This is a genomic window from Kribbella sp. NBC_01505 (assembly GCF_045040285.1).
Classification (GTDB): domain Bacteria; phylum Actinomycetota; class Actinomycetes; order Propionibacteriales; family Kribbellaceae; genus Kribbella.
In genome coordinates this window covers 7,734,030-7,754,228 of sequence record NZ_CP109425.1, presented here as the reverse complement: position 1 = coordinate 7,754,228, position 20,199 = coordinate 7,734,030, and the positions used below count along the sequence as shown (strand labels likewise).

General features: G+C 69.6%; 25 protein-coding genes and 1 riboswitch. Of the genes, 2 read left to right on the top strand and 23 right to left on the bottom strand.

Translation table 11 applies throughout. The annotated features are described in order from the left end of the window. Window positions 1–4: 4 nt before the first annotated feature. The 16 genes from OG474_RS36465 to OG474_RS36390 all read right to left on the bottom strand — a co-directional run bounded on the left by OG474_RS36465 (window position 5) and on the right by OG474_RS36390 (window position 11,533). Window positions 5–1,240: a lanthionine synthetase C family protein gene (locus tag OG474_RS36465; protein ID WP_405058194.1), complete on the bottom strand. Its 1,236-nt coding sequence runs from the start codon at window positions 1,238–1,240 to the stop codon at window positions 5–7. Between the two features lie 23 nt (window positions 1,241–1,263). Next, the gene (locus tag OG474_RS36460) at window positions 1,264–1,416 is read right to left on the bottom strand and encodes a hypothetical protein (RefSeq protein WP_405058193.1); all 153 of its coding nucleotides are present in this window, start codon (window positions 1,414–1,416) and stop codon (window positions 1,264–1,266) included. Between the two features lie 65 nt (window positions 1,417–1,481). Then, complete coding sequence (locus tag OG474_RS36455) at window positions 1,482–1,646, bottom strand: hypothetical protein (protein WP_405058192.1); 165 nt, start codon at window positions 1,644–1,646, stop codon at window positions 1,482–1,484. A 37-nt stretch (window positions 1,647–1,683) separates the two neighbouring features. Further along, window positions 1,684–1,830: an FDLD family class I lanthipeptide gene (locus tag OG474_RS36450; protein ID WP_405058191.1), complete on the bottom strand. Its 147-nt coding sequence runs from the start codon at window positions 1,828–1,830 to the stop codon at window positions 1,684–1,686. Further along, entirely contained in the window at window positions 1,827–1,988 is a 162-nt protein-coding gene (locus OG474_RS36445) for a hypothetical protein (RefSeq protein ID WP_405058190.1), read from the bottom strand. Before OG474_RS36445 ends, OG474_RS36450 begins: the two co-directional genes overlap by 4 nt. Window positions 1,989–2,109: 121 nt before the next feature. After that, complete coding sequence (locus OG474_RS36440; RefSeq protein WP_405058189.1) at window positions 2,110–2,253, bottom strand: hypothetical protein; 144 nt, start codon at window positions 2,251–2,253, stop codon at window positions 2,110–2,112. A gap of 192 nt (window positions 2,254–2,445) precedes the next feature. Next, window positions 2,446–5,277 (bottom strand): aminomethyl-transferring glycine dehydrogenase, encoded by a 2,832-nt coding sequence (gene gcvP, locus OG474_RS36435; RefSeq protein WP_405058188.1) that lies wholly within the window; start codon window positions 5,275–5,277, stop codon window positions 2,446–2,448. A gap of 78 nt (window positions 5,278–5,355) precedes the next feature. Continuing rightward, a riboswitch (glycine riboswitch) is annotated at window positions 5,356–5,445 on the bottom strand. 21 nt (window positions 5,446–5,466) lie between these two features. Beyond that, window positions 5,467–6,090 carry a MerR family transcriptional regulator gene (locus OG474_RS36430; protein WP_405058187.1) on the bottom strand — a complete coding sequence of 208 codons (624 nt, stop codon included), beginning with the start codon at window positions 6,088–6,090 and terminating at the stop codon, window positions 5,467–5,469. A 189-nt stretch (window positions 6,091–6,279) separates the two neighbouring features. Continuing rightward, window positions 6,280–6,771 carry a bifunctional nuclease family protein gene (locus tag OG474_RS36425; protein ID WP_405058186.1) on the bottom strand — a complete coding sequence of 164 codons (492 nt, stop codon included), beginning with the start codon at window positions 6,769–6,771 and terminating at the stop codon, window positions 6,280–6,282. 23 nt (window positions 6,772–6,794) lie between these two features. Then, a complete protein-coding gene (locus tag OG474_RS36420; RefSeq protein ID WP_405058185.1) occupies window positions 6,795–7,454 on the bottom strand; it encodes a MerR family transcriptional regulator in 660 nt (219 codons plus the stop codon). Next, complete coding sequence (locus OG474_RS36415) at window positions 7,441–7,971, bottom strand: FHA domain-containing protein (RefSeq protein WP_380157571.1); 531 nt, start codon at window positions 7,969–7,971, stop codon at window positions 7,441–7,443. Before OG474_RS36415 ends, OG474_RS36420 begins: the two co-directional genes overlap by 14 nt. Window positions 7,972–8,098: 127 nt before the next feature. Then, window positions 8,099–8,482: a glycine cleavage system protein GcvH gene (gene gcvH / locus OG474_RS36410; RefSeq protein WP_405058184.1), complete on the bottom strand. Its 384-nt coding sequence runs from the start codon at window positions 8,480–8,482 to the stop codon at window positions 8,099–8,101. A gap of 24 nt (window positions 8,483–8,506) precedes the next feature. Then, a complete protein-coding gene (locus OG474_RS36405; RefSeq protein ID WP_405058183.1) occupies window positions 8,507–9,760 on the bottom strand; it encodes a DUF881 domain-containing protein in 1,254 nt (417 codons plus the stop codon). Between the two features lie 2 nt (window positions 9,761–9,762). After that, the gene (locus tag OG474_RS36400) at window positions 9,763–10,095 is read right to left on the bottom strand and encodes a small basic family protein (RefSeq protein WP_405058182.1); all 333 of its coding nucleotides are present in this window, start codon (window positions 10,093–10,095) and stop codon (window positions 9,763–9,765) included. Further along, window positions 10,092–10,934, bottom strand: coding sequence for a DUF881 domain-containing protein (locus OG474_RS36395; RefSeq protein WP_405058181.1), 843 nt, complete (start codon window positions 10,932–10,934; stop codon window positions 10,092–10,094). Before OG474_RS36395 ends, OG474_RS36400 begins: the two co-directional genes overlap by 4 nt. A 5-nt stretch (window positions 10,935–10,939) precedes the next feature. Next, window positions 10,940–11,533, bottom strand: a complete 594-nt coding sequence (locus OG474_RS36390; RefSeq protein ID WP_405058180.1) for a CDP-alcohol phosphatidyltransferase family protein — start codon at window positions 11,531–11,533, stop codon at window positions 10,940–10,942. A 163-nt stretch (window positions 11,534–11,696) separates the two neighbouring features. Between OG474_RS36390 and OG474_RS36385 the strand changes: the two genes are divergently transcribed. Beyond that, window positions 11,697–12,068: a YciI family protein gene (locus OG474_RS36385; RefSeq protein ID WP_405058179.1), complete on the top strand. Its 372-nt coding sequence runs from the start codon at window positions 11,697–11,699 to the stop codon at window positions 12,066–12,068. Then, window positions 12,068–13,258, top strand: coding sequence for an RNA polymerase sigma factor (locus OG474_RS36380; RefSeq protein WP_405058178.1), 1,191 nt, complete (start codon window positions 12,068–12,070; stop codon window positions 13,256–13,258). Before OG474_RS36385 ends, OG474_RS36380 begins: the two co-directional genes overlap by 1 nt. Here the strand turns inward: OG474_RS36380 and OG474_RS36375 are convergent. The 7 genes from OG474_RS36375 to OG474_RS36345 form a co-directional block, all read right to left on the bottom strand. Continuing rightward, complete coding sequence (locus OG474_RS36375) at window positions 13,244–14,059, bottom strand: DUF2268 domain-containing putative Zn-dependent protease (RefSeq protein WP_405058177.1); 816 nt, start codon at window positions 14,057–14,059, stop codon at window positions 13,244–13,246. The two genes, OG474_RS36380 and OG474_RS36375, sit on opposite strands and share 15 nt — an antisense overlap. Window positions 14,060–14,096: 37 nt before the next feature. Further along, window positions 14,097–14,888: a class I SAM-dependent methyltransferase gene (locus tag OG474_RS36370; RefSeq protein WP_405058176.1), complete on the bottom strand. Its 792-nt coding sequence runs from the start codon at window positions 14,886–14,888 to the stop codon at window positions 14,097–14,099. Window positions 14,889–14,953: 65 nt separating this feature from the next. Then, a complete protein-coding gene (locus OG474_RS36365) occupies window positions 14,954–15,598 on the bottom strand; it encodes a VC0807 family protein (RefSeq protein ID WP_405058175.1) in 645 nt (214 codons plus the stop codon). Continuing rightward, on the bottom strand, window positions 15,595–16,218 hold the full coding sequence (locus tag OG474_RS36360) for a TetR/AcrR family transcriptional regulator (RefSeq protein ID WP_405058174.1): 624 nt from the start codon (window positions 16,216–16,218) through the stop codon (window positions 15,595–15,597). The genes OG474_RS36365 and OG474_RS36360 overlap by 4 nt, the downstream gene beginning before the upstream one ends. Continuing rightward, complete coding sequence (locus tag OG474_RS36355; RefSeq protein ID WP_405058173.1) at window positions 16,215–17,786, bottom strand: carboxylesterase/lipase family protein; 1,572 nt, start codon at window positions 17,784–17,786, stop codon at window positions 16,215–16,217. The genes OG474_RS36360 and OG474_RS36355 overlap by 4 nt, the downstream gene beginning before the upstream one ends. Before the next feature lie 83 nt (window positions 17,787–17,869). Beyond that, window positions 17,870–19,393, bottom strand: a complete 1,524-nt coding sequence (locus tag OG474_RS36350) for a DNA polymerase Y family protein (protein ID WP_405058172.1) — start codon at window positions 19,391–19,393, stop codon at window positions 17,870–17,872. 20 nt (window positions 19,394–19,413) lie between these two features. Further along, window positions 19,414–20,142, bottom strand: coding sequence for a hypothetical protein (locus tag OG474_RS36345; RefSeq protein ID WP_405058171.1), 729 nt, complete (start codon window positions 20,140–20,142; stop codon window positions 19,414–19,416). Between the last annotated feature and the right edge of the window lie 57 nt (window positions 20,143–20,199).

Here is a 20,199-nt window from a genome sequence, read left to right as displayed (position 1 = left end):
CCCTTCAGCTCAGCAGCAATACGTGATCCCAGACCGGCTCGGTCGGGGTACTCGCGGCCAGCAGCGCCAACGCCACGCCGGCTGCGCCGTCCAGCAGTCCTGGGTGCTCGCGGATCACACCGTTCGATCCGTTGCGTGAGAAGTAGCCGGTGGACAGCTCTGGCCGGTACAGCCCGAGCAAGTGCTCGGTCAGCTCGTTGACCGCTTCGGTGAACAGAGGCTCGCCAGTGGCGTTCGCGAATCGCAGTGTGATCTGCAGCAGGCCGGCCACGCCGTGACAGAGTCCGGGCGAGTCCCCGATATTCCGCACTGACCATGGTCGGCGGTATACCGCTGCCATCGCCTCGATCGCCAACTCCCGCAGCTTGGCGTCATCGATCGCCGTACCGGCCAGCCACAACGTGTGCGCCACGCCTGGACTGCCGTAACACCAGGCGCTGTGGGCAGGAACCTCCGGCGGGCCATTGGGTGTCACACATGAGGTCCAGTTCGCGCCCCACTCGTCGTCGGCCCGTTGGGCGGTCAGCCACTCGGCGACGCGCGCAATGGCCTCCGCCTGCCGAGGTACGACGTACCCGTGGCTAAGCGCGATCGACAGCGTGGCCAGGGGTCCCGGGATGCCGTGGGCCAAACCGCAGTTGTAGACGCCACCGTCGTACCACTGGGCGATGGCGGTGTCCTCGCGGATCGCCTCCGGCGGCGTGAACCAGTTCGGCTCGTCCGGACCGGAGTCGCACAGGGCAACCAAGCCGGCCAGGTCCGGGCGGCCACGGGCCAGGAGATAGCGGTTCGTGCCGGCGAGACCGTAGATGAGGTCGAACGCTTCGAACGACTGGTGTGCCGGCGTCTCGACGAACACCTCGGACAGCCCAGCGGCGGCCACCGCGATCTGCTCGTCGAGAGTCGCCAGCAGGCCGCCGTACCGGGTGCCTCCCCGGGACAGGTAAGCACCCGCGGCCGCGACGCCGGTGTGCCCGACGAACAGGCCGGGATGATTCCGCCCGGTGTCTTCGATGGCTCGGACCGCGTCGGTCAGCGCCACGTGCGCGTGCCGGTCCCACCCCTCGCCGGGAGCGATCCGGTCCAGCTGCCCGAACAGGACCGCCTTCCCGGCGGAACCGTCGAGCCCCGGCTCGGCGTCGTTGCGGCCGCGCAACCGGCCGGCGACCTCGAGAGCGCGCTCGGTGGCAGCCAGAGCGAGCTGTCCGGTCAGGATCGGCCGCCAGCCGGCATCAGGCACCGCGGGCCTGCTCCTCGGCTCGGTCATTCGGCGCGGCAGTCGGAGCAGGTCACGTCGGTGCAGCACACGTCGGTCCAGCCCGAACCGGTGATCATCATCGGTCCGGAGCTCCGGTCCGGTGCCCGGGTTCCCAGCCGGATGTCGAGGTCGAACTCGTCAATAGTTGCCGTGGGCATCTTGTTCCTCTCGATCGGGCGGCAGCCGGCCACCGAGATCCCGGGGCCGGCTGCCGCGCGGGCCGTCAGCAGTCGACAGTCGGCTTACAGTCGATCGGGCACGTCCAGTCGCTGCAGCACGGCTCGGAGTGCGGGTTGCTCGTGCCCATCAGCGGAGTGGAGACCCGGAGCGGGTCGATGGCCCCGACCCGGATGTCCAGGTCGAAGTCGTCGATCAAAGCGGTCGCCATGTTGCCCTCCTGTTGCTCGGAAGGTGCCGGCGCCGGCTCAGTTGCAGCAGGCGTCGGTACAGCAGTTGAATTCCGTCCACGGACTACTCGTCCGCGACGAGGCGGCGACCACGGGGACGCTGTGCGGGTCGAGCGATCCGACCCGGATGTCGAGGTCGAACTCGTCCCTGATCGCGGTCGTCATGACGGGCAGACGTCGGTCGGGCAGTTCCAGTCGGTGCAGCACGGCTCCGAGTGCGGGTTGCTCCGTGTCGTCAGCATCTCCGGCGTGGCGATCCGGTGCGGATCGAGGACCCCGAGCTGGATGTCGAGGTCGAAGTCGTCGAGTGTCGCAGTGGTCATGATGTCTCCTCCTGGTGCGTGTGGATGTCAATCACCCTGCGTTCGGCAGGTCCCAGGACGACAGAGACGCCGGCCGGGAAGGCCCGGGAAATCCACCCGGGCAGGACGAGGAGGCCCCCGCTCAGCGGATGCAGAGGGTGGCCGCGCAGGTCGTGTCCTGGGTGTGGCACGGACCGATCGCGGTGATCGGCCAGTAGTTCTCGACCGGCACGACGGCCCGGACCCGGATGTCGAGATCGAACTCGTCAATAGTTGCCGTAGGCATGTTCTTCCCTCTCGGTCGGCGTCGGACCAGCGTGCGTCGCGCCGAAGGCGGGAAAACAGGGGCGGGTCCCGGGAACAGGCGGGACGATCTCCCGGTCGTGCCGGGACTGCTCGAACGGGCAACAGCCGGCCCCGTTGACACGGGACCGGCTGTTGGCCGGCCGATGGACCGGGAAGACCCGGGAAGTGCTCCCTACTCGAACGCCTCCGGCGCAGGGCAGGAGCAGATCAGGTTGCGGTCGCCGTAGGCGCCGTCGATGCGGCGGACCGGCGGCCAGTACTTCGACGCGCGGTCGACCGACTGCGGGAAGGCGGCCTCTTCGCGGGTGTAGGCGTGCTCCCACTTGTCGTTGATCACCGAGGCGGCGGTGTGCGGGGCGTTGACCAGCGGGTTGTCGTCGGCCGGCCACTCCCCCGCCGCGACGCGGTCGATCTCGTGCTTGATGGCGATCATGGCGTCGCAGAAGCGGTCGAGTTCCCCTAGATCTTCAGATTCCGTCGGCTCGACCATCAGGGTGCCGGCCACCGGGAAGGACATCGTCGGGGCGTGGAAGCCGTAGTCGACCAGCCGCTTCGCGACGTCGTCGACGGTGATGCCCGTCTCCTTCGTCATCGGGCGCAGGTCGAGGATGCACTCGTGCGCGACCAGGCCGTTCTCACCGGTGTAGAGGACCGGGAAGGCGTTCTCGAGCCGCTTGGCCACGTAGTTCGCGGTGAGCACCGCGTTCTTCGTGGCGGCGGTCAGGCCCTCGCCACCCATCATCCGGATGTAGGCCCACGAGATCGCCAGCACACCGGCCGAGCCGAACGGAGCCGCGCTGATCGGGCCGACGCCGGACTCGGGGCCGGCCTGGTCGAGCAGCGGGTGGTTCGGCAGGTACGGCGCCAGGTGCGCGGCGACCGCGACCGGACCGACACCCGGACCGCCACCGCCGTGCGGGATGCAGAAGGTCTTGTGCAGGTTGAGGTGGCTGACGTCGCCGCCGAACTCCCCCGGCTTCGCGAGCCCGAGCAACGCGTTCAGGTTGGCGCCGTCGACGTACACCTGACCGCCGTGGTCGTGAACGATCTGGCAGACCTCGGTCACGCTCTCCTCGTACACCCCGTGGGTGGACGGGTAGGTGATCATGATCGCGGCCAGCTTGTCCGCGTGCTCGGTGGTCTTGGCGCGCAGGTCGTCCAGGTCGATCGTGCCGTCGTCGTTGCCCTTGACAACGACAACCTTCATGCCGGCCATCACGGCCGAGGCGGCGTTGGTCCCGTGCGCGCTGGAAGGGATCAGGCAGACGTTGCGGTCCTCGTTGCCTTGGGCCCGGTGGTAGCCGCGGATCGCGAGCAGCCCGGCGAGCTCGCCCTGGGAGCCGGCGTTCGGCTGGATGGACACCTTCGCGTAGCCGGTCACCTCGGCCAGCCAGCGCTCCAGCTGACTGATCAGCTTCACGTAGCCGGCGGCGTCCTCGATCGGCGCCAGCGGGTGCATGTCGGCGAACTCGGGCCAGGTGACCGCTTCCATCTCGGTGGTCGCGTTCAGCTTCATCGTGCAGGAGCCGAGCGGGATCATGCCGCGGTCGAGCGCGTAGTCCTTGTCGGACAGCTTGCGCAGGTACCGCAGCATCGACGTCTCGGACCGGTGCGTGTTGAAGACGGGGTGCGTCATGTACTCCGAGGTCCGCGGTACGGCGACCTCGGGCGCGGCCTGCGTGTCGTCGTACTGGACGCCGAAGGACTGGCAGACCCGGGTCAGCGCGGCGGCGTCGGTCTTCTCGTCACACGAGATGCCGACGTGGTCGGCGTCGACCTGACGCAGCCAGATGCCGTTCTGCCGGGCGGCGTCGACGACGTCCGCGGCGGCACCGGGGACGCGGGCGAGCACGGTGTCGAAGAAGTCGCTGTGCACGACCTCGACCCCACCGGCGCGCAGCGACGCGGCCAGCTTGCCCGCGTAGTCGTGCACGCGGCCGGCGATCGCCTTCAGGCCCTCGGGACCGTGGTAAACGGCGTACATGGAGGCAACGACGGCGAGCAGGACCTGCGCCGTACAGATGTTGGAGGTCGCCTTCTCGCGACGGATGTGCTGCTCACGGGTCTGCAGCGCGAGCCGGTACGCCGGGGCGCCGTCGGCGTCGACCGAGACTCCGACCAACCGGCCGGGGAGCGACCGCTCGAGACCGGCGCGGACCGACATGAAGCCGGCGTGCGGACCGCCGTAGAAGAGCGGGACGCCGAAGCGCTGCGAGGAGCCGATCACGATGTCGGCCCCGGCCTCGCCCGGCGCCTCGAGCAATGTCAGCGCGAGCAGGTCGGAGGCGACCGCAACCAGCGTCTCGCGCTCGTGCGCGGCGGCGATCAGCGGCTTCAGGTCACGGACGGCACCGCCGGAGCCCGGGTACTGCACCAGGAAACCGAAGAAGTCGCCCGCGGGCAGACCGTCGGTGGTGTCGGCGACGACGACCTCGATATCGAGCGCCTCGGCGCGGGTCTGCACCACGGCGATCGTCTGCGCGAAGGTGTCGGCGTCGACCAGGAAACGGTTCGACTTGCTCTTGCGATTCGAGCGGTGCGCCAGCGTCATCGCCTCGGCGGCCGCGGTGCCCTCGTCGAGCAGCGACGCGTTCGCGGTCGGCAGACCGGTCAGGTCGGAGACGACGGTCTGGAAGTTCAGCAGTGCCTCGAGCCGGCCCTGCGAGATCTCCGGCTGGTACGGCGTGTAGGCCGTGTACCAGGCCGGGTTCTCGACGAGACGGCGGACGATCACCGACGGCGTGAAGGTGCCGAAGTAGCCCTGGCCGATCATCGAGGTGGCGACGTTGTTGCGGGCCGCCAGCTGGCGCAGCTCGGTGAGCGCGTCGACCTCGGAGGCCGGCTCCGGGAGCCGCAGCGGCTCGGTCGACCGGATCGAGGCCGGTACGGCGGCATCCGCCAGCGCGTCGACATCGGCGTATCCGAGGAGTTCGACCATCCGCGCGACCTCGTCGGGGCGGGGCCCGATGTGCCGGTCGGCGAAGATTGCTGAAATTTCCGTCATCAAAGAGGCTCCGTTGCTGGCTGTAGCTTCCGGGGGCCTCCCCCTCTGTCACGCCATGACCGCACGCTTCAGAGTCGCCTGGCGCACTCGGTCCATGGGCCTGAGAGGTTCCGGGGAGGAATTGCCCCTTCGGCGCCCGGTTGAACGGGTCTCTCCCAAGTGCGGTGTACGGCTAGCAGAAAGAGTACCTCAGCCCGTCATGCGGGCCCGGCGGCGGGCGGCCAGCTCGTCGCTGGCGTGGCTGTCGCCCTCACCACCGTCGCCGTGACCGTCGGCACGCTCGGTCGGCAGCTCGGACAGCGAGCCCTCGACCTCACGCCAGACACCGCCGAGGGCGATGCCGAAGACTCCCTGGCCACCGGCCAGCAGGTCGATGACCTCGTCCGGCGAGGTGCACATGTAGACCGACGCGCCGTCACTCATCAAGGTGATCTGGGTCAGGTCGTCGATCCCGCGCTTGCTCAGGTGGGCGATCGCGGTCCGGATCTGCTGCAGTGAGATCCCGGCGTCGAGCAGCCGCTTGATCACCTTCAGCAACAGAACGTCACGGAAACCGTAGAGGCGCTGCGTGCCCGAACCCGTCGCCGGACGCACCGACGGCGAGACCAGACCGGTCCGCGCCCAGTAGTCGAGCTGACGGTAGGTGATACCCGCCGCGGCACAAGCCGTCGGTCCACGGAACCCGACATCAGCCGGCATCGGCCGCAGGTCGTCCTCGAAGAGCAGGCCCTGAACGCCGGCGGTGATCGCCGCCTCGGCGCGTGCTTCGGACGTCGACTGCGCCGTCAGATCCGTGTCGCCGGTGCGTGTCACGCCTGAGCCTCCCTGAATACCTACTGGAACGAGTCATCTCCGTGGAGTAACGGTGCCCCACGACTCCTTCACGGTAAGCCGCCGACCTGAGAGGGTCAACGACAACCGCTCCGAGCCGTTAGCGTGTCGCGACTCCCATACGAATCGTTACCTACCCGGCCTTGCCCGGTTCAGGCCTCCGAAGCGGGCTCAGCTCTTGTCGAAGTCTTCCGGAGTGACCTGGTCGAGGAACTCGCGGAACCGCTCGACCTCCTCTTCCTCCTGCACCTCGTCGGCCTCGTTCTCACTCTCCGGAACCGGGATCCCGGCCTCGGCCAGGATCTCCTCGGTGCAGAACACCGGTGTCCCGGTCCGCAGCGCGATCGCGATCGAGTCCGACGGGCGGGCCGAGATCTCGGTCTTGTCGTCGAAGACCAGGATCGCCTCGAAGACGCCGTCGGTCAGGTTCACGATCCGCACCTGACTGAGCGTGTGCCCGAGCACGCGGATCGTCTCCGCGAACAGGTCGTGGGTCAGCGGCCGGGGCGGCTCCATCCCCTGCTGGGCGAACGCGATCGCACTCGCTTCGGCCGCACCGATCCAGATCGGCAGGTACCGCTCACCGCCGACCTCCCGGAGCAGCACGATGGGCTGACTCGAGGGCATCTCGACCCGGACTCCGACTACGTCGACTTCGCGCACACCTTCAGCCTACTCCGCGCCGCTCAGTGCGGCAGCCGGGATCTCACCAGTGCCGTGTGCAACCGAACGGTGAGCGCCGCCAGCTCCTGCGTCCGGTCGGTACGGCGCGGGCCCGTGACCTGCTCGATCAGCCCCACCTCGCGGTCGGCGGCGGTCCGGAACGGCCGCAGGTGCCGCGGCTCGATCCCGTACGTCGCGAGCTCCGCGGCCACCTGCGCGACCACGATCGCGTCGCCCCCGTAATGCTTGCCCTCGGCCACGATCAGGCCGTGGCTCTCCAGCTCGGCGAGCAACGCCGTACCGACTCCGGCGGCCGCGCACAGCTCCGCCTTGGTCAGTCGCAGGTCGGTGCCGGTGGCACCGAAGTCGTCAGCGGCCGGCCCGGCGGCCGGCGTACTGGGGGCGATCGGCGGACCACCTGCCGCTGGGCGCAGGCCACGGTCGAGGGCACCGAGGTGCTCCTTGATGACCTTCAACGGCAGGTACTGGTCGCGCTGGGCGGTCAGCACGTAGCGCAGCCGCTCCACGTCGGCGGCGCTGAACTTGCGGTAGCCCGACGCGGTCCGCGCCGGTGTCACCAGCCCCTCGGCCTCCAGGAAACGGATCTTGGAGATGGTGACATCGGTGAACTCGGCCTGCAGCAGCTGCAGGACCTCGCCGATCGAGAGCTCAGGCTTGGCCACTGGCGTAGTAGACCAGCCGGTACTTGCCGATCTGCACCTCGTCGCCGTTGCTCAGCTGGACCTCGTCGATGCGGTCCCGGTTCACGTAGGTGCCGTTCAGGCTGCCGACGTCGCGGACCTTGACGCCGTACGCGTCGCGACGGAACTCGGCGTGCCGGCGGGAGACCGTCACGTCGTCGAGGAAGATGTCGCTGTCCGGGTGCCGGCCCGCGGTGACCACGTCGACGTCGAGCAGGAACCGGCTGCCCGCGTTCGGGCCGCGCTGGACGATCAGCAGTGCCGACCCGGCCGGCAGCGCACCGACGGCGGCCTGGTCGTCGGCCGACAGCGGCTCGCCCTGGTCGAAGCGCTCGGTCTCGGGCTCGGCGCTGATCGGCGTCAGCATCGCGGTGTCCGTCACACCCGGCGTCGGCGTCGCGGCGGCCGGTCGGTCCGCCCCAGGGAGCATCGCTCCGCACTGCGAGCAGAAGCGGCTGCCCTCGGAGTTCTCGTGCCCGCACTGGTTGCAGAACGGCATGCTGTGATCCTCCCGATCGCCGGCGGTCCGGCGACGTTGTTGTTCGTAGACCCCGTGATGACAAGTGTGGACCCGGGCCCCAACCCTCTACCAGCGGTTGAGGTCCGGTAAACCTACCAGGACGGTGTCAGCTCGGGTCGAGCTGGCCCTTGTAGGTCTCGGCGTCCATCAGGGCCTCGACCTCGGCGATGTCGTCGACCTCGATGTCGAGCAGCCAGCCCTCGCCGTACGGGTCGGTGTTGACCAGGTCGGGCTGGTCGGCCAGCGCCTCGTTCACCGCGCGGACCGTGCCGTTGACGGGTGCGAACAGGTCGCTGACGCTCTTGGTCGACTCGAGCTCGCCGCAGGAGTCACCGGCGCGCACCGCGCTGCCGACCTCGGGGAGCTGCACGTAGACGATGTCGCCGAGGGCGTCCTGCGCGAAGTCGGTGATGCCGACCCGCACCGGGGCTTCCTCGTTGGCCTTCACCCATTCGTGCTCGGCCGTGTACTTCAGGTCTTCGGGGTACACCGTCGTTCCTCTTTCTCGAAGGAATTACTTGGTCGGGCTGGGCGCCGGGCGAGCGTAGCGATGCTCCTCCTGCGCGTGCAAGGCGGTGATGGCGACGCTGGTCTCCTCGTTCACGTCCGCCGTCCCGCCGATCTGGGGACCGGTCACCTCACTGACCAGACCGCCGGGAAAGTTGGAGGCCTCGGCCAGGCTGTGCGAGTCGCCGATCGCCTCGATCACGTACGGCGAGTTCACCTTCTTGCCGTCGATCAGGATGCCGGGGGCGTCGTCGACGAAGTCGGTACTGGCCACCACCCGGGCCAGGCCGTTGATCTGGATCGCCTCGGCGCCGGCGTCGCGCAGCTCCTCGATCGCGTCCAGCAGGTTGCTCGACGTCATCTTGCTCTGCGGATCGTTCAGCGTGATCCGGACACCGGGGCCGCGGGCAGGCAGTGTGCCGGCCAGGATGCCGAGCGTGCGGATCTGGGCGTCGGCCTGCTCCTGGGCGGTCTTCGCCTTGTTCGCGCTGGAGGACAGCGTGTTCTTGCGCTCCTCCAGCTCCGCGATCTCGCTCTCCAGCCGCCGGGTGTTCTGGCCGAGGCCGTCGAGGATCGCGATCAGGTCCTCGCGGCGGGCGTTCTGATAGCCGTCGTCGGCCCGGTTCACCCGGACCTGGACGACCGCCGTACAGGCGACCAGCGCGAGCACGACCGCCACGATCGCCTGGCCGCGGGACGGCTTGAAGCCGGCCTTCAGGCGGCGGACGGCGAGGTTCGGCGTCCGCGGCTTCTTCGCGACCGGCATCGGCGTCGGCTCCACCGGATGCGCCTGCTCGACCGACTCCGGCTCGGGCTCACGCCGAACCGGCGGCTCAGGCTCACGTCGTACCGTCGGCTCAGGCTCACGTCGTACCGTCGGCTCGGGCTCACGCCGTACCGGCTGCGCGGGCTCACGCCGTACCGGCTGCGCGGGCTCGGGCCGGGTTGGTGGCTCGGGCCGGGTCGCTTCGGGACGAGTTGGTTCGGGGTCCGGGGTGGGGAAGCGCGGGGGCTTGGCGTGCTCCGACTTCGGGCGGCGCGGGAGCTCGTCCTGCACGTCCGGCTCGGCCTCGGCGTCCGGCCCGGCGGGCTTGCCGTCGGCACCCCACCAGCTCGCGATGACCGTCGGCTGATCGTCCGCCGCGGTCGGCTCGGGAGCCGACTGCTCGGGCGTGCTCTGCTCCGGGCCTGTCTGCTCCGGTGCTGTCTGCTCCGGTGCTGGCTTCTCCGGGTCCGGGGTGTCCGGCTTCTCGTCGCTCATGATCAGGCCCGGAAGATGTGCCGGCGGATCGCGGCCATGTTGGTGAAGATCCGGATGCCCAGGACGACGACCACGCCGGTGGACAGCTGCGAGCCGACGCCGAGCTGGTCGCCCAGGTACACGATCAGCGCCGCGATCAGCACGTTGGACACGAACGACACCACGAACACCTTGTCGTTGAAGATCCCGTCCAGGAACGCGCGCAGCGCGCCGAACACCGCGTCCAGCGCCGCGACCACCGCGATCGGCAGGTACGGCTGCGCCCACTCCGGCACGTCCGGTGCGACCAGCAGGCCGACCACCACACCGATGACCAGTCCGAGTACGGCGATCATTTCTCGATCACCTTCGCGTATCGCAGCGCGATGGTCGCATCCGCCGGCACCAGCAAGGAATCCTCCGTCGTGATCGTCATCCGGACATCGAAGTTGCTGACCAGGTACTGCACCCACTGGCCACCCGAGCTCTGCGCGAACCGGGCCGGCAGCGTCCCGGTGTCACCGATCGCCAGCACCGTGTACGGCGGGGTCAGCGACGTGTAGTCGACCGTGATCGCGCTCCCCGCCCCACGGATCGCGGTCATCGCGGTCAGCCGGTGACCGTTCACCGAGATCGCCTCCGCACCGGCCGTCCACAGCCCGTTGACGAGCTGCTGGAGGTCGACGTCGAGCAGCCGGCCTTCCTTGTCCGCGTCCTTGGCGTCGTCGACCACAGCTTTGACACCCGGCCCGGTCACCGCGACTGCCCCGGTCTGCAGCTCCAGGTCGTCCACCTGCTGCTGCAACGCCGTACCGTCGCTGGTGTTGCTCAGTCCCTCGGCCTGCAGCCGGCGGACCTCGTCGGCCAGCCGGATCTGATCGGTGCGCAACCCCTTGAGCCGGTTGTCGGCCTGGTTGATGCGGGTGATCAGCTCCTTGCGCTGCTTCTCCGCCTCCGGCGCACTGCGGTAGTTCTGCGACGCCGCGACCGCGATCAGGAACCCGAGCACCAGCGCCGCGACCGTCAGCATCGCCCGGTGCCGCACCCGGGCCGGCTTGCCACCCTGCTCCGGCCGGCTCCGGGCGGCAACGGCGTACCCCTCGTCGATCGGGTGCGCCACCAGGTTGTTCAGCAGCGACATCGACGCGTCGACGCGGCGCGGCGGCGGCGCCGGTTTGGTCGCGGGCTCGGTCACTGGGACTACCGGGCCTTGTCGATCGGTTTCACTGTCTGGATCAGGTGCCGCAACTGCTCGAAGTAGAGCACTCCGGCCCAGTAGTAGAGCGCTGTGCCCCAGATCGCGAACGCCCAGCCGACGACGCGGGCCAGCAGGTTCAGCGTGCTGTCGCCGTCACCGAGCAGCAGCAACGGGAACGCGTAGAGCAGACAGAAGGTCGCCGACTTGCCGAGGAAGTGCACCGGCAGCGCGTTGAAGCCGCGGCGGTGCAGCGCCGGCAACGTGAACGTGAGCAACAGGTCACGCAGCGGCAGCGCGATCGCCAGCCACCACGGGATGATGTCGCGCAACGCCAGGCCGAGCACGGTGGCGAAGATGTAGAGCCGGTCGGCCACCGGGTCGAGCATCTGCCCGAGCCGGGTGGTCTGGTTCATCCGGCGCGCGATCTGGCCGTCGGCCCAGTCCGTGAAACCGGAGATCGCCAGCACGAGCAACGCCCAGCCGTCCTCGTGCGGCCCGAGGATCAGCCACAGGAACAGCGGCACACCCAGCAACCTGAGGAAGCTGAGCGCGTTCGGGATCGTGAGCACCCGGTCGGACACTTCCAAGTCCGGCACGCGCCCCCTCCTCTCTCAACCCCTGGATATTCGGTCGTAACTGTACTTGGGCCCCTGGCCCGGGCCATGCCCGGCCACGCGGGCAGGGCCCACTACACCTGAACGCGTCCGCGGGTCACCCGCTATGGGTGCTATGAACCGGTGATCCGATCGATACTGGACCGTGTCCAAGTTCCTGGTACTCATCTACGGCAATCCGCAGTCCCGGGCAGTGTGGGACGGCCTCACCGACGAACAGAAGCGTGAAGGGATGGCAGGGTACGCCGCTCTGCACGAGGCCTTGGCCGAACGTGACGAGCTGCTCGCCTCCGAGTCTCTGGCCGAGCCGTCGGCGACCAAACAGGTCCTGGTGCGTGACGGCAGGCCACTCACCACGGACGGCCCGTTCGCCGAGGTGAAAGAGCAGCTGGCGGGCTTCTACCTTCTCGACTGCGAGTCGATGGAGCGTGCGGCCGAGATCGTTGCCCTGATCCCGGAGGCGCCGTACAGCGTGGTGGAGGTGCGTCCGGTGCGCGACCTGTCGGCGTACACGTGATGGCGGTCGAGGAGGTGCTGCGTGCGCAGGCACCTGCCGTGCTGAGTGCGCTGGCACGCCGGTACGGCGATTTCGCCGCCTGCGAGGATGCGGTCCAGGAGGCGTTGCTCGCAGCATCGATGCAGTGGCCGAGCGACGGCGTACCGGAGAATCCGCGGAGCTGGCTGATCACGGTCGCGTCCCGGCGGCGGATCGAGGTGCTGCGTAGTGAGGCGGCCCGGGTACGGCGTGAGTCGGCGGCCGAGCCGTCGGAGCCTGCCTCGGTGTCGTCGGTCGACGACTCGCTGACGCTGCTGATGCTGTGCTGTCATCCGGAGCTCACTCCCCCGTCCCAGGTCGCGCTCACGCTGCGAGCGGTCGGCGGGTTGACCACCGGCGAGATCGCCCGGGCCTTTCTGGTGCCGGAGGCAACCATCGGCCAGCGGATCAGCCGGGCGAAGGCGAAGCTGCAGGGTGCCCGGTTCGCCCTGCCACCGGAGGACGAGCTGGCGGCCCGGCTGACCGCCGTACTGCATGTGCTGTATCTGATCTTCAACGAGGGCTACACGGCGTCATCCGGTGAGTCACTGCACCGCGTCGAGCTCAGCGCGGAAGCCATCCGGCTCACTCGGCAACTCCGTGCGCAGCTGCCGGACGAGGGTGAGGTCGCGGGTCTGCTCGCGCTGATGCTGCTCACCGATGCCCGCCGGCCTGCCCGGACCACTCCCGAGGGGCACCTCGTACGGCTGCCCGAGCAGGACCGCTCCCGCTGGGACCCGCTGGCCATTGCTGAAGGCATCGAGCTGATCACCACTACCTTGGCGACCGCTCCGGTCGGCCCGTACCAGCTGCAGGCCGCCATCGCCGCCGTACACGATCAGGCCGCCGATGCGGACGCCACTGACTGGCGCCAGATCCTGATGCTCTACGAACTCCTGGAAGCCACGGCTCCCGGGCCCATGGTCACCCTCAACCGCACAGTCGCCGTAGCCATGGTCCACGGCCCCACTCCGGCGCTCGCTCTCCTGGATACCGTCGACCCGGCCCTCACCGACCACCACCGGCTGGCCGCCGTACGGGCTCACCTCCACGAGCTAGCCGGCAACACCGCCGCTGCCCGAGAGTCCTACCTCGAGGCCGCGCGGCTCACCCAAAGCACTCCCGAACACCACTACCTACAGTCCCGAGCCGACGCCCTACTGGACGACTAGCTGGGTCCGGACCGCGTCCATGGCTCGGGTAGTGGACCAGCGGGCGAGCTCCGGCCAGGTGTGGTCGCGGCGTAGCGCCTGGATCAGGCGGGTGCCGATGAAGTAGCCGATCCGGGTCGGGAACTCGCGCTCGCCGCCGAACGCGAGGTAGCGGCCGAGCGTGTCGCCGTCCTCGGCGTCGAGGTCCCGGAGGATGGCCGCCGCGGCCGCATCCTGTTGCTGCTCGCAGTCGGCGAGCCAATCGTCGTACCCGGGACCGAACCAGAGGTGTTCGGCCAGCGTGTACTCCGGGAAGAGCTCGGCGGTCAGTGCAGTCGCGAAGCCCTCGGCATAGACCGTGCACCCGAGAGTGGTGTCGGAAGGCCAGGGCTCTGCCGGCAACGGCAACTGCAGTGCGTGGGCAATCTCGTGGGTGGCGAGAATGCGAGCGGACCGCTCATCGAGGATCTGCTCGACGGCCAGATAGAGCTTCCCACCGGACACCCACCCGTTCGACGTACCGAGTCCAACCATCGCGACCCCCTGAAGGTCGACATGCTCAGCCTCCAACAACGGCACAACGCGCGCCGCCGCCTCCTCGATCCAGCGAACCCCATGCGGCGCGTTGACCCAGATCCGCTCTTCCTGCTCCCGGTACGTCGCCAACGCGCGCTCACGCCGTTCCGAGGTCAGCGTGCGGCCGGTGTTGGTCAGGTCGTCCAGCACCTCCGGGTGCTGCCCGACATACTCGTCCCAGCCGTCCGGTGCGTTGTCCCAGAAGGCCAGGAACGCCGGTACGAGATCCCTCACCTCTAGGCCCATCCGGGCAAGCTAGCGACGCCGACCCCGCGCCCGGGGGTCAATGGCCGGTAGCTGCCACCGTTCTCGGCGGCAGGGGCCGGCCCCAGCTCAGCTCGGCCTCGATCCGCAACTCCAGGACACCGTCCCGGGCGTAGGGACGCACGGCGCTCTCGACGCCGGCGTCGAACGCCGCGGCCTCCTCGGCCGGCATCAACTCCCGGGCCAGACTCGAGGTCGAGTGAAACTGCTCCACGTAGTCGGCGACACGCTGGTGGTACGTGATCGGCGCGGTCCGCGCCGTACCGCTCAGGTCGAGCAGGCCACGTTCCTGGATGGCGTCGACGACCTTGAACTTCGGGTTGAAGTCCTGCTTGCGCGAGTGCAGCTTGATCAGGGCCCTCACGGCGTCCCGCCAGGGCGTGTCCACCGGCCCGTGCTCGATCACGACCAGCTGCGCGTTGGGTGTCAGGTGCGGGACGATCTGGGCGAAGGTCTCCTCCCACGGCATCCAGTGGATGCTGGCGCCGGCGGTGACGAGCGCGTACGGCCCGGTCAGCTCAGCGGTCTCGATGCCGCTCACCTGCCAGTGGATGGCCGGGTGGTCGCCGCCGGGCCGCTGCTTCCCCGCCGCGATCATCGCCGGGGCGATGTCGATCGCGTCGACGGCTTCGACCCTCGGCGCGAGCGGACGCGCGATCGCTCCCTCGCCGGCACCGATGTCGAGCACGCGTCGCGGCTCGTCGGTGATCAGCGCTTCGAGCCTGTCGAAGACCTCGTCCGGGTACGGCGGCCGATGCTGGTAAGCCTCCGCCACCGCCTGATGCTGGAACGTCCCCGCCAGATCAGTCATCCGGTCCCCCAAACAGCCGAGTGTGCCCGGGCGCTGCGCACCGGATCACCCACAGTAGATGCAGGTCAGTCGGGCGCTGTGACGAGGCGGGTGCCGTCGAGGCGGAGGCCGTGGCGGCGGAGGCTGGCGCGGGCGTAGGTGCGTTGGAAGAGGACGAGGGCTGCCAGGGTGACGACCAGGAGGATGTCGTCGAGGAGCGGCACCAGGTCGATCGGCAGGGTCGCGGCGAACAGCACCCGGACGGCAGCGTCGACAAGGAACGCTGCGCCCCAGAACGCGGTACAGGTGCGGAGCAGGCGCTGGAACACCTCGGAGCTGTCCCAGTTGTGTGCCCACTGTTCGGCCTTTTCCGGTGGGAGGACCAGACGTCCTGCCTCGTACAGGAAGGGTTTGCGCGCGAGCAGCGTGAGCAGGCACCACAGCCCGAGGGCTGCTGTCCCCCAGCCGTTCCGGATCAGGAGCACCCGCGGGTTGCCGCTGACCAGTGAGATGCCGATGCTGAGCAGCATCGTGCCGAGCACGAAGACCTGGATCCCGGTCACCCGACGTTCGCGGATCCCGTGCACGACGGCGGCCGCTCCCGTCAGCACCGCACCGGCCAGGAGCGCGACGAACTGGCTCGCTCCCGCCCAGCGCAGGCCGTAGAACGCGACCAGCGGAAGACCGAGCTCGAGGATCAGCGGCCGCCGCCACCAGGGTGTGTTCGTCATTGGTCCTCCTCGATGCCTGAGGCAACGATCCTGGCCGTGAACAGGGCGACCAGCTCGCGGGTGTAGGTGTCCAGATCAAGTGCCGGCGTGCCGTGGAACTGCGCCGGCGCGGCGTCGACGGCGCCCCGGATGGCGACCGCCATCGAGCGGATGTCGAAGTCCTGGAAGTCGCCGGACCGCTGCCCCTCGGCCAGCAGACCTTCGAGCCCGTGCACGCTGACCTCTCGCGACGACTGCTGGTCGTAGTGCTCACCGTCGGGTTTGCGCACGTACGGCCCGATCGCGGTCAGCGCCGCGACATCTTGCGGATGGTCGTGGACGAACCGCAGGTTCGCCTCCAGATAGCCGACGAGTTTGCCGCGCAGGGTCGTCTCCTGCGCCATCCGCTCCAGGATCGCCTGGGCGCCGGCGGTGAACACCTCGATCAGCACCTGCTGGACCAGGTCGTCCTTGTCGCGGAAGTGGTACGACACCATCCGTGGGCTGCTCAGTCCGGCGTGCTTGGTGATCCGGGCGAACGACGCACCGGCATATCCGGACTCGGCCAGCACTTCGATCGCGGCCCGCACGATCTGCGCCCGCCGGGCCACGTTGGTGACGGATCGCTGCTGCTCAGTCATCGCAGTGCACTCCACAGCTCGCAGTGATGCGTGGTCGCGGTGTCGGCCGGCCGGACCCGTCCGGGTTCGAGCACCTGCGGTCCCGGTGCGAACCAGCCGGTCCGCGGCCAGTACGGCGTACTGACGCCGTTGGGATCTCCAGTCGCGGCGAACCGGGCCACGTAGTCGATCATCGTCCGGGACAGGCGCTGCTGCGGTGCAGACAAGGTGAACGTCGCCGCTCCCGCCGGGTCGTCCCACAGGTACGGAACATCGGAGCCGTGGTAGGCGCCGAGCGCGAAGTCCGCGTCGATGTGGAAGATCACCGGGGCGTTCTGGTCGGCGAACTCGTAGGCGTACGTCGGCACCCGGCGCGCGAGCGTTCGCTCGGTCTCCTGGTTCGGGCAGACGTAGGCGCGATCGCCGACGATCGCCGACCAGGCCGCTGCCGGGCTGACGCCCGGACGGACCGGATAGGCCCGCTCCACCTCGCCGGCGCGGTCGCCGAAGGCTCGGTGCAGCAGGTCGCGGTACGCCGTGATGTCCTTCGCCTGATCGGCGAGCGCCACCAGAATCGTCCCCTCGTCCTTGGTCGTTCCGATCAGCACCGGGATCCGCGGATAGCGGCCGTGCTCGATCGCCGTCGCAGGGTGTTCGGGCAACGTGGGCGTGCCGTACGCCGGGCCCCAATACGCCACGGCAACCGCCGGGTCGGTCAGCAACCGAGTGGTCGGCAGAGTGCGCAGACAGTCGAGGACCGCGGTTGTACAGCCGAACTTGGCCGCCACGTCCTGACCGGCCCGCTGCACCGTCGCGACCGGCTGCCAGCTCGCGACCTTGGCGCCCGCGCCCGGAATCAGCGCATCGACCGGGTTCGCCGTACTGCAGGTGCCGGTCTGGATCATCACCCGGCTGAACAGGCCACGGGCGGCCGGTGACACGAACTGGCCGCAGACGCTGTCCCCACCGCCGGACTCTCCGAACAACGTCGTACGGCGCGGGTCGCCACCGAAGGCCGCGATGTTCTGCTGAACCCAGCGCAGCGCCGCCTGCTGGTCCTGGAGCCCGAACGTTCCCGAACCGGTGAGGCCGGGCGCACCGAAGAATCCGAAGACGCCCAGACGGTAGTTCAGCGTCACCACCACCGCATGGCCCCCGACCGCCAGCCGCCGAGGCACCAGGTCGCTGCCGGCGCCGCTACTCAGACCGCCACCATGCACGTAGACGAGCACCGGGAGATTCCGGTCGGCACCGGCTGGTGCCGTGACATTGAGATACAGACAGTCCTCACTGGTCGATCCCGGCGTCCCTGCCGACGGACTCGCGACCTGGGCGCACCGGTTGCCCGGTTGCACCGCCGCCCGAACCCCGGACCATGGCCGCACCGGCTGCGGGGCTTGCCACCGCAGCGTCCCGACCGGTGGCGCCGCGTACGGGATCCCCTCGAACGAGCGGTACCCAGCGTGCACCTGGCCACGCACGGCACCCGACGCCGTCCGGACGACAGACTCCGTGCTGGGGACCGGCTGGACTCCCGTCAGCAGTGTCATGACCACGCCGCCGACGGCGACTGTTCCTGCGATGCTCATCGTCTTATCCAATCAGATCAAAATTTATCTGACCAGATAAAAGTAACACAATGCTGCGCCCGTGACACTCCGTACGGCGAGAGTCAGTCGTAGGTGGCCTGGAGGTGCCAGGTGTTCTGGTGGAGGCTGAAGAGCCAGGCTCGGGTGTCGGCGGTGACGAACTGGAAGCGGGCCTGGCGGGAGGTGGCGGCGGGGTCCCACCAGCGTTCGTCGGTGGTCCAGGGGCCGGCCCAGGCGGTGATCGGGTGGAGTTTGTTGCTGTCGGCAACTCGACGGCCGGGGGCGAGGCGGAAGGCGGTGGGGGCGGCGGAGAGGTCGCCGCGGGCGGTGACGGAGACCTGAGCACCGTTGGCGCCGTAGACCTGGGCCGGGAGCGGGTCGGGGAAGACGGTGGTCGGGGCGAGCGCTGTGATCGCGCCGGGCCAGGGCTGGTCGGGTGCGTGGGCCGGGACCGGGCGGTCACCCCAGGGGACCTGGGTCTGGCGCTCCGCGAAGCCGCGGCCACCGCCGACCACCACTGACACGACAGCGCCGTGACCGAGCATGCTCTGGACCCGGGACAGCGCGCGGTGGATCCGCTCGTCCGGACCGCCGCCCCACAGGCCGTCGGCCTGGGCACCGACCGGGTCCACCTGCTCCGGGATGAGCCGGATCCGGGTGACCGGTGACGTCAGCCCACTGGTCGCCGTACCGCTGCCTTGGAGTTGCCAGCGGACCCGGTCGACCACATCCGCGGCGGTGAACCAGCGCGGGTGCAACCACTCCCGCTCGTGGATCCGGCCGGACTCCGTGCCGACCTCGACGCGCAGGGTCGTACACACCCCGCCCAGCTCGGTCAGCCGGGCGACCAGCTCGTCGGCCACCGACCGGACCGCGAACGCCACCTGGTCGACCCGGTCCACCGGCGGCTCGAAATCGAGACTGCGGGTGAGCTCCGGCGGCACCTCCCGAGCCACCACCGGCCGGTCGTCCGCTCCGCGGGCGAGCTGATGCGCGAAAGCACCGTCCGGGCCGAACCTGGTCAGCACCTCGGTCGGAGACAACTGCGCGAACGCCCCCAGCGACCGCAACCCGAGCCGCCGCAGCAGACCGGTGAGCGTCGGCTGCTCCAGTACGTCGACGCTCAGCGGCGCGAGGAATCCCGGCGAATCGCCCGGCGGCACCACCAGCACCCGACTCCGCTCCGAACTCGCCCGAGCCGCCTGCTCAGCCGCGAACGGCCCGTCCGCGACCCCGATCCGGCCACCCGGCACCTCGAACGTCTCCAACCGGTCGAGCAACTTCTCCGCAGCCGCCGACTCACTCCCGTAGAACCGCTCCGGCCCCCGCGCCCGCACCGCACACATCCCCGGCCGGATCACCTGCACCCCCGGCGTCAGCGCCTCCAAACACTCGACCACCGGCTCGAACGCCCGCGCATCCGTCACCTGGTCGTACTTCACCACTACCAGCTCCGGACACCGAGCCTGCGCCTCCCGAGCCCGCTGCCCCCGCCGCACCCCCTCCCGCCGAGCCGCCACCGAAGTAGCCAGCACCCGCCCCTTCTCCAACACCGCAACAGCCCCCTCCCCCACCCCCGCCGCCACCACCACAGGCCAATCCGGCACCCAAACCACCATCACCCGCCTCACCCGACTGCTTCTTCCTGCCAGGTGGGGGCCGTGGTGAGAGTCGGAGGCGTGAGGACGCGGAGGGTGCCGTCGGGGGCGGGGAGCCAGAGGTTGTGGCGGCGGGGGGTGGTGCCGGCTCGGCGGGTGGTTACGGCGACGGTGGCTTGGCGGGCGGTGAGGAGACCTTCGCCGTCGCCCAGGCCGGTCCAGGTGTTGCTTTCGATCTCGAGCCGGGCCTCGCTGCCCGGCCAGGAGCCATAGGCGATCAGGAGTGCACCGCGGGTCCGCAAGCGGGCCGCCAGCCGGGACGCCTCCCCGGGCGTCACCTCCCCGGGCGGGCGAACCACCACAACCGTCAGCGCATCAACCAGCGCAGCCACCACGCTGAGCCATTCGTTCCCGGGATCCGGCACCAGCACCAGCCGCTCGAGGTCGACCCCGAGCGCCCGCGCCGCCTCCGCACCGAACGAGGGCAGCCCGACCACCCCGCACCAGGCCCCCTCTGCCGACGGCCCTGCCATCAACGCCATCAGCAACGCGGTCGACCCCTGCACCGAATACACCGCGCCACCCCGCAGCGGCGCCCCCGCCAGCAACTCGGAGACCACCGGCGACGTCGGCAGCCCGCGGTCCACCGTCGCCGTGTCCAGCGCCTGCTGCACCTTCGCCTCAGACGCCCGCGCCTTCGCCACCCGCGTCTTGGACAGGAAGGCACGAGCCTCGTCGAGCGCCGTGATCCCCGTCATGACCCCATGTTCGAACACCTGTTCGATCGTGTCAATCCGGCCGCCTTGAGCACCCCT

Coding starts and splice junctions, on each gene's coding strand:
- OG474_RS36380 (WP_405058178.1), top strand. CDS start 12,068: ATGGCGGTCGAGGAGGTGCTGCGTGCGCAGGCACCTGCCGTGCTGAGT.
- OG474_RS36405 (WP_405058183.1), bottom strand. CDS start 9,760: ATGAGCGACGAGAAGCCGGACACCCCGGACCCGGAGAAGCCAGCACCG.
- OG474_RS36415 (WP_380157571.1), bottom strand. CDS start 7,971: ATGCCGTTCTGCAACCAGTGCGGGCACGAGAACTCCGAGGGCAGCCGC.
- OG474_RS36365 (WP_405058175.1), bottom strand. CDS start 15,598: ATGACGAACACACCCTGGTGGCGGCGGCCGCTGATCCTCGAGCTCGGT.
- OG474_RS36355 (WP_405058173.1), bottom strand. CDS start 17,786: ATGAGCATCGCAGGAACAGTCGCCGTCGGCGGCGTGGTCATGACACTG.
- OG474_RS36455 (WP_405058192.1), bottom strand. CDS start 1,646: ATGGCGACCGCTTTGATCGACGACTTCGACCTGGACATCCGGGTCGGG.
- gcvP (WP_405058188.1), bottom strand. CDS start 5,277: ATGACGGAAATTTCAGCAATCTTCGCCGACCGGCACATCGGGCCCCGC.
- OG474_RS36370 (WP_405058176.1), bottom strand. CDS start 14,888: ATGACTGATCTGGCGGGGACGTTCCAGCATCAGGCGGTGGCGGAGGCT.
- OG474_RS36445 (WP_405058190.1), bottom strand. CDS start 1,988: ATGACCACTGCGACACTCGACGACTTCGACCTCGACATCCAGCTCGGG.
- OG474_RS36345 (WP_405058171.1), bottom strand. CDS start 20,142: ATGACGGGGATCACGGCGCTCGACGAGGCTCGTGCCTTCCTGTCCAAG.
- OG474_RS36360 (WP_405058174.1), bottom strand. CDS start 16,218: ATGACTGAGCAGCAGCGATCCGTCACCAACGTGGCCCGGCGGGCGCAG.
- OG474_RS36460 (WP_405058193.1), bottom strand. CDS start 1,416: ATGCCCACGGCAACTATTGACGAGTTCGACCTCGACATCCGGCTGGGA.
- OG474_RS36450 (WP_405058191.1), bottom strand. CDS start 1,830: ATGACGACCGCGATCAGGGACGAGTTCGACCTCGACATCCGGGTCGGA.
- OG474_RS36400 (WP_405058182.1), bottom strand. CDS start 10,095: ATGATCGCCGTACTCGGACTGGTCATCGGTGTGGTGGTCGGCCTGCTG.
- OG474_RS36375 (WP_405058177.1), bottom strand. CDS start 14,059: ATGGGCCTAGAGGTGAGGGATCTCGTACCGGCGTTCCTGGCCTTCTGG.
- OG474_RS36440 (WP_405058189.1), bottom strand. CDS start 2,253: ATGCCTACGGCAACTATTGACGAGTTCGATCTCGACATCCGGGTCCGG.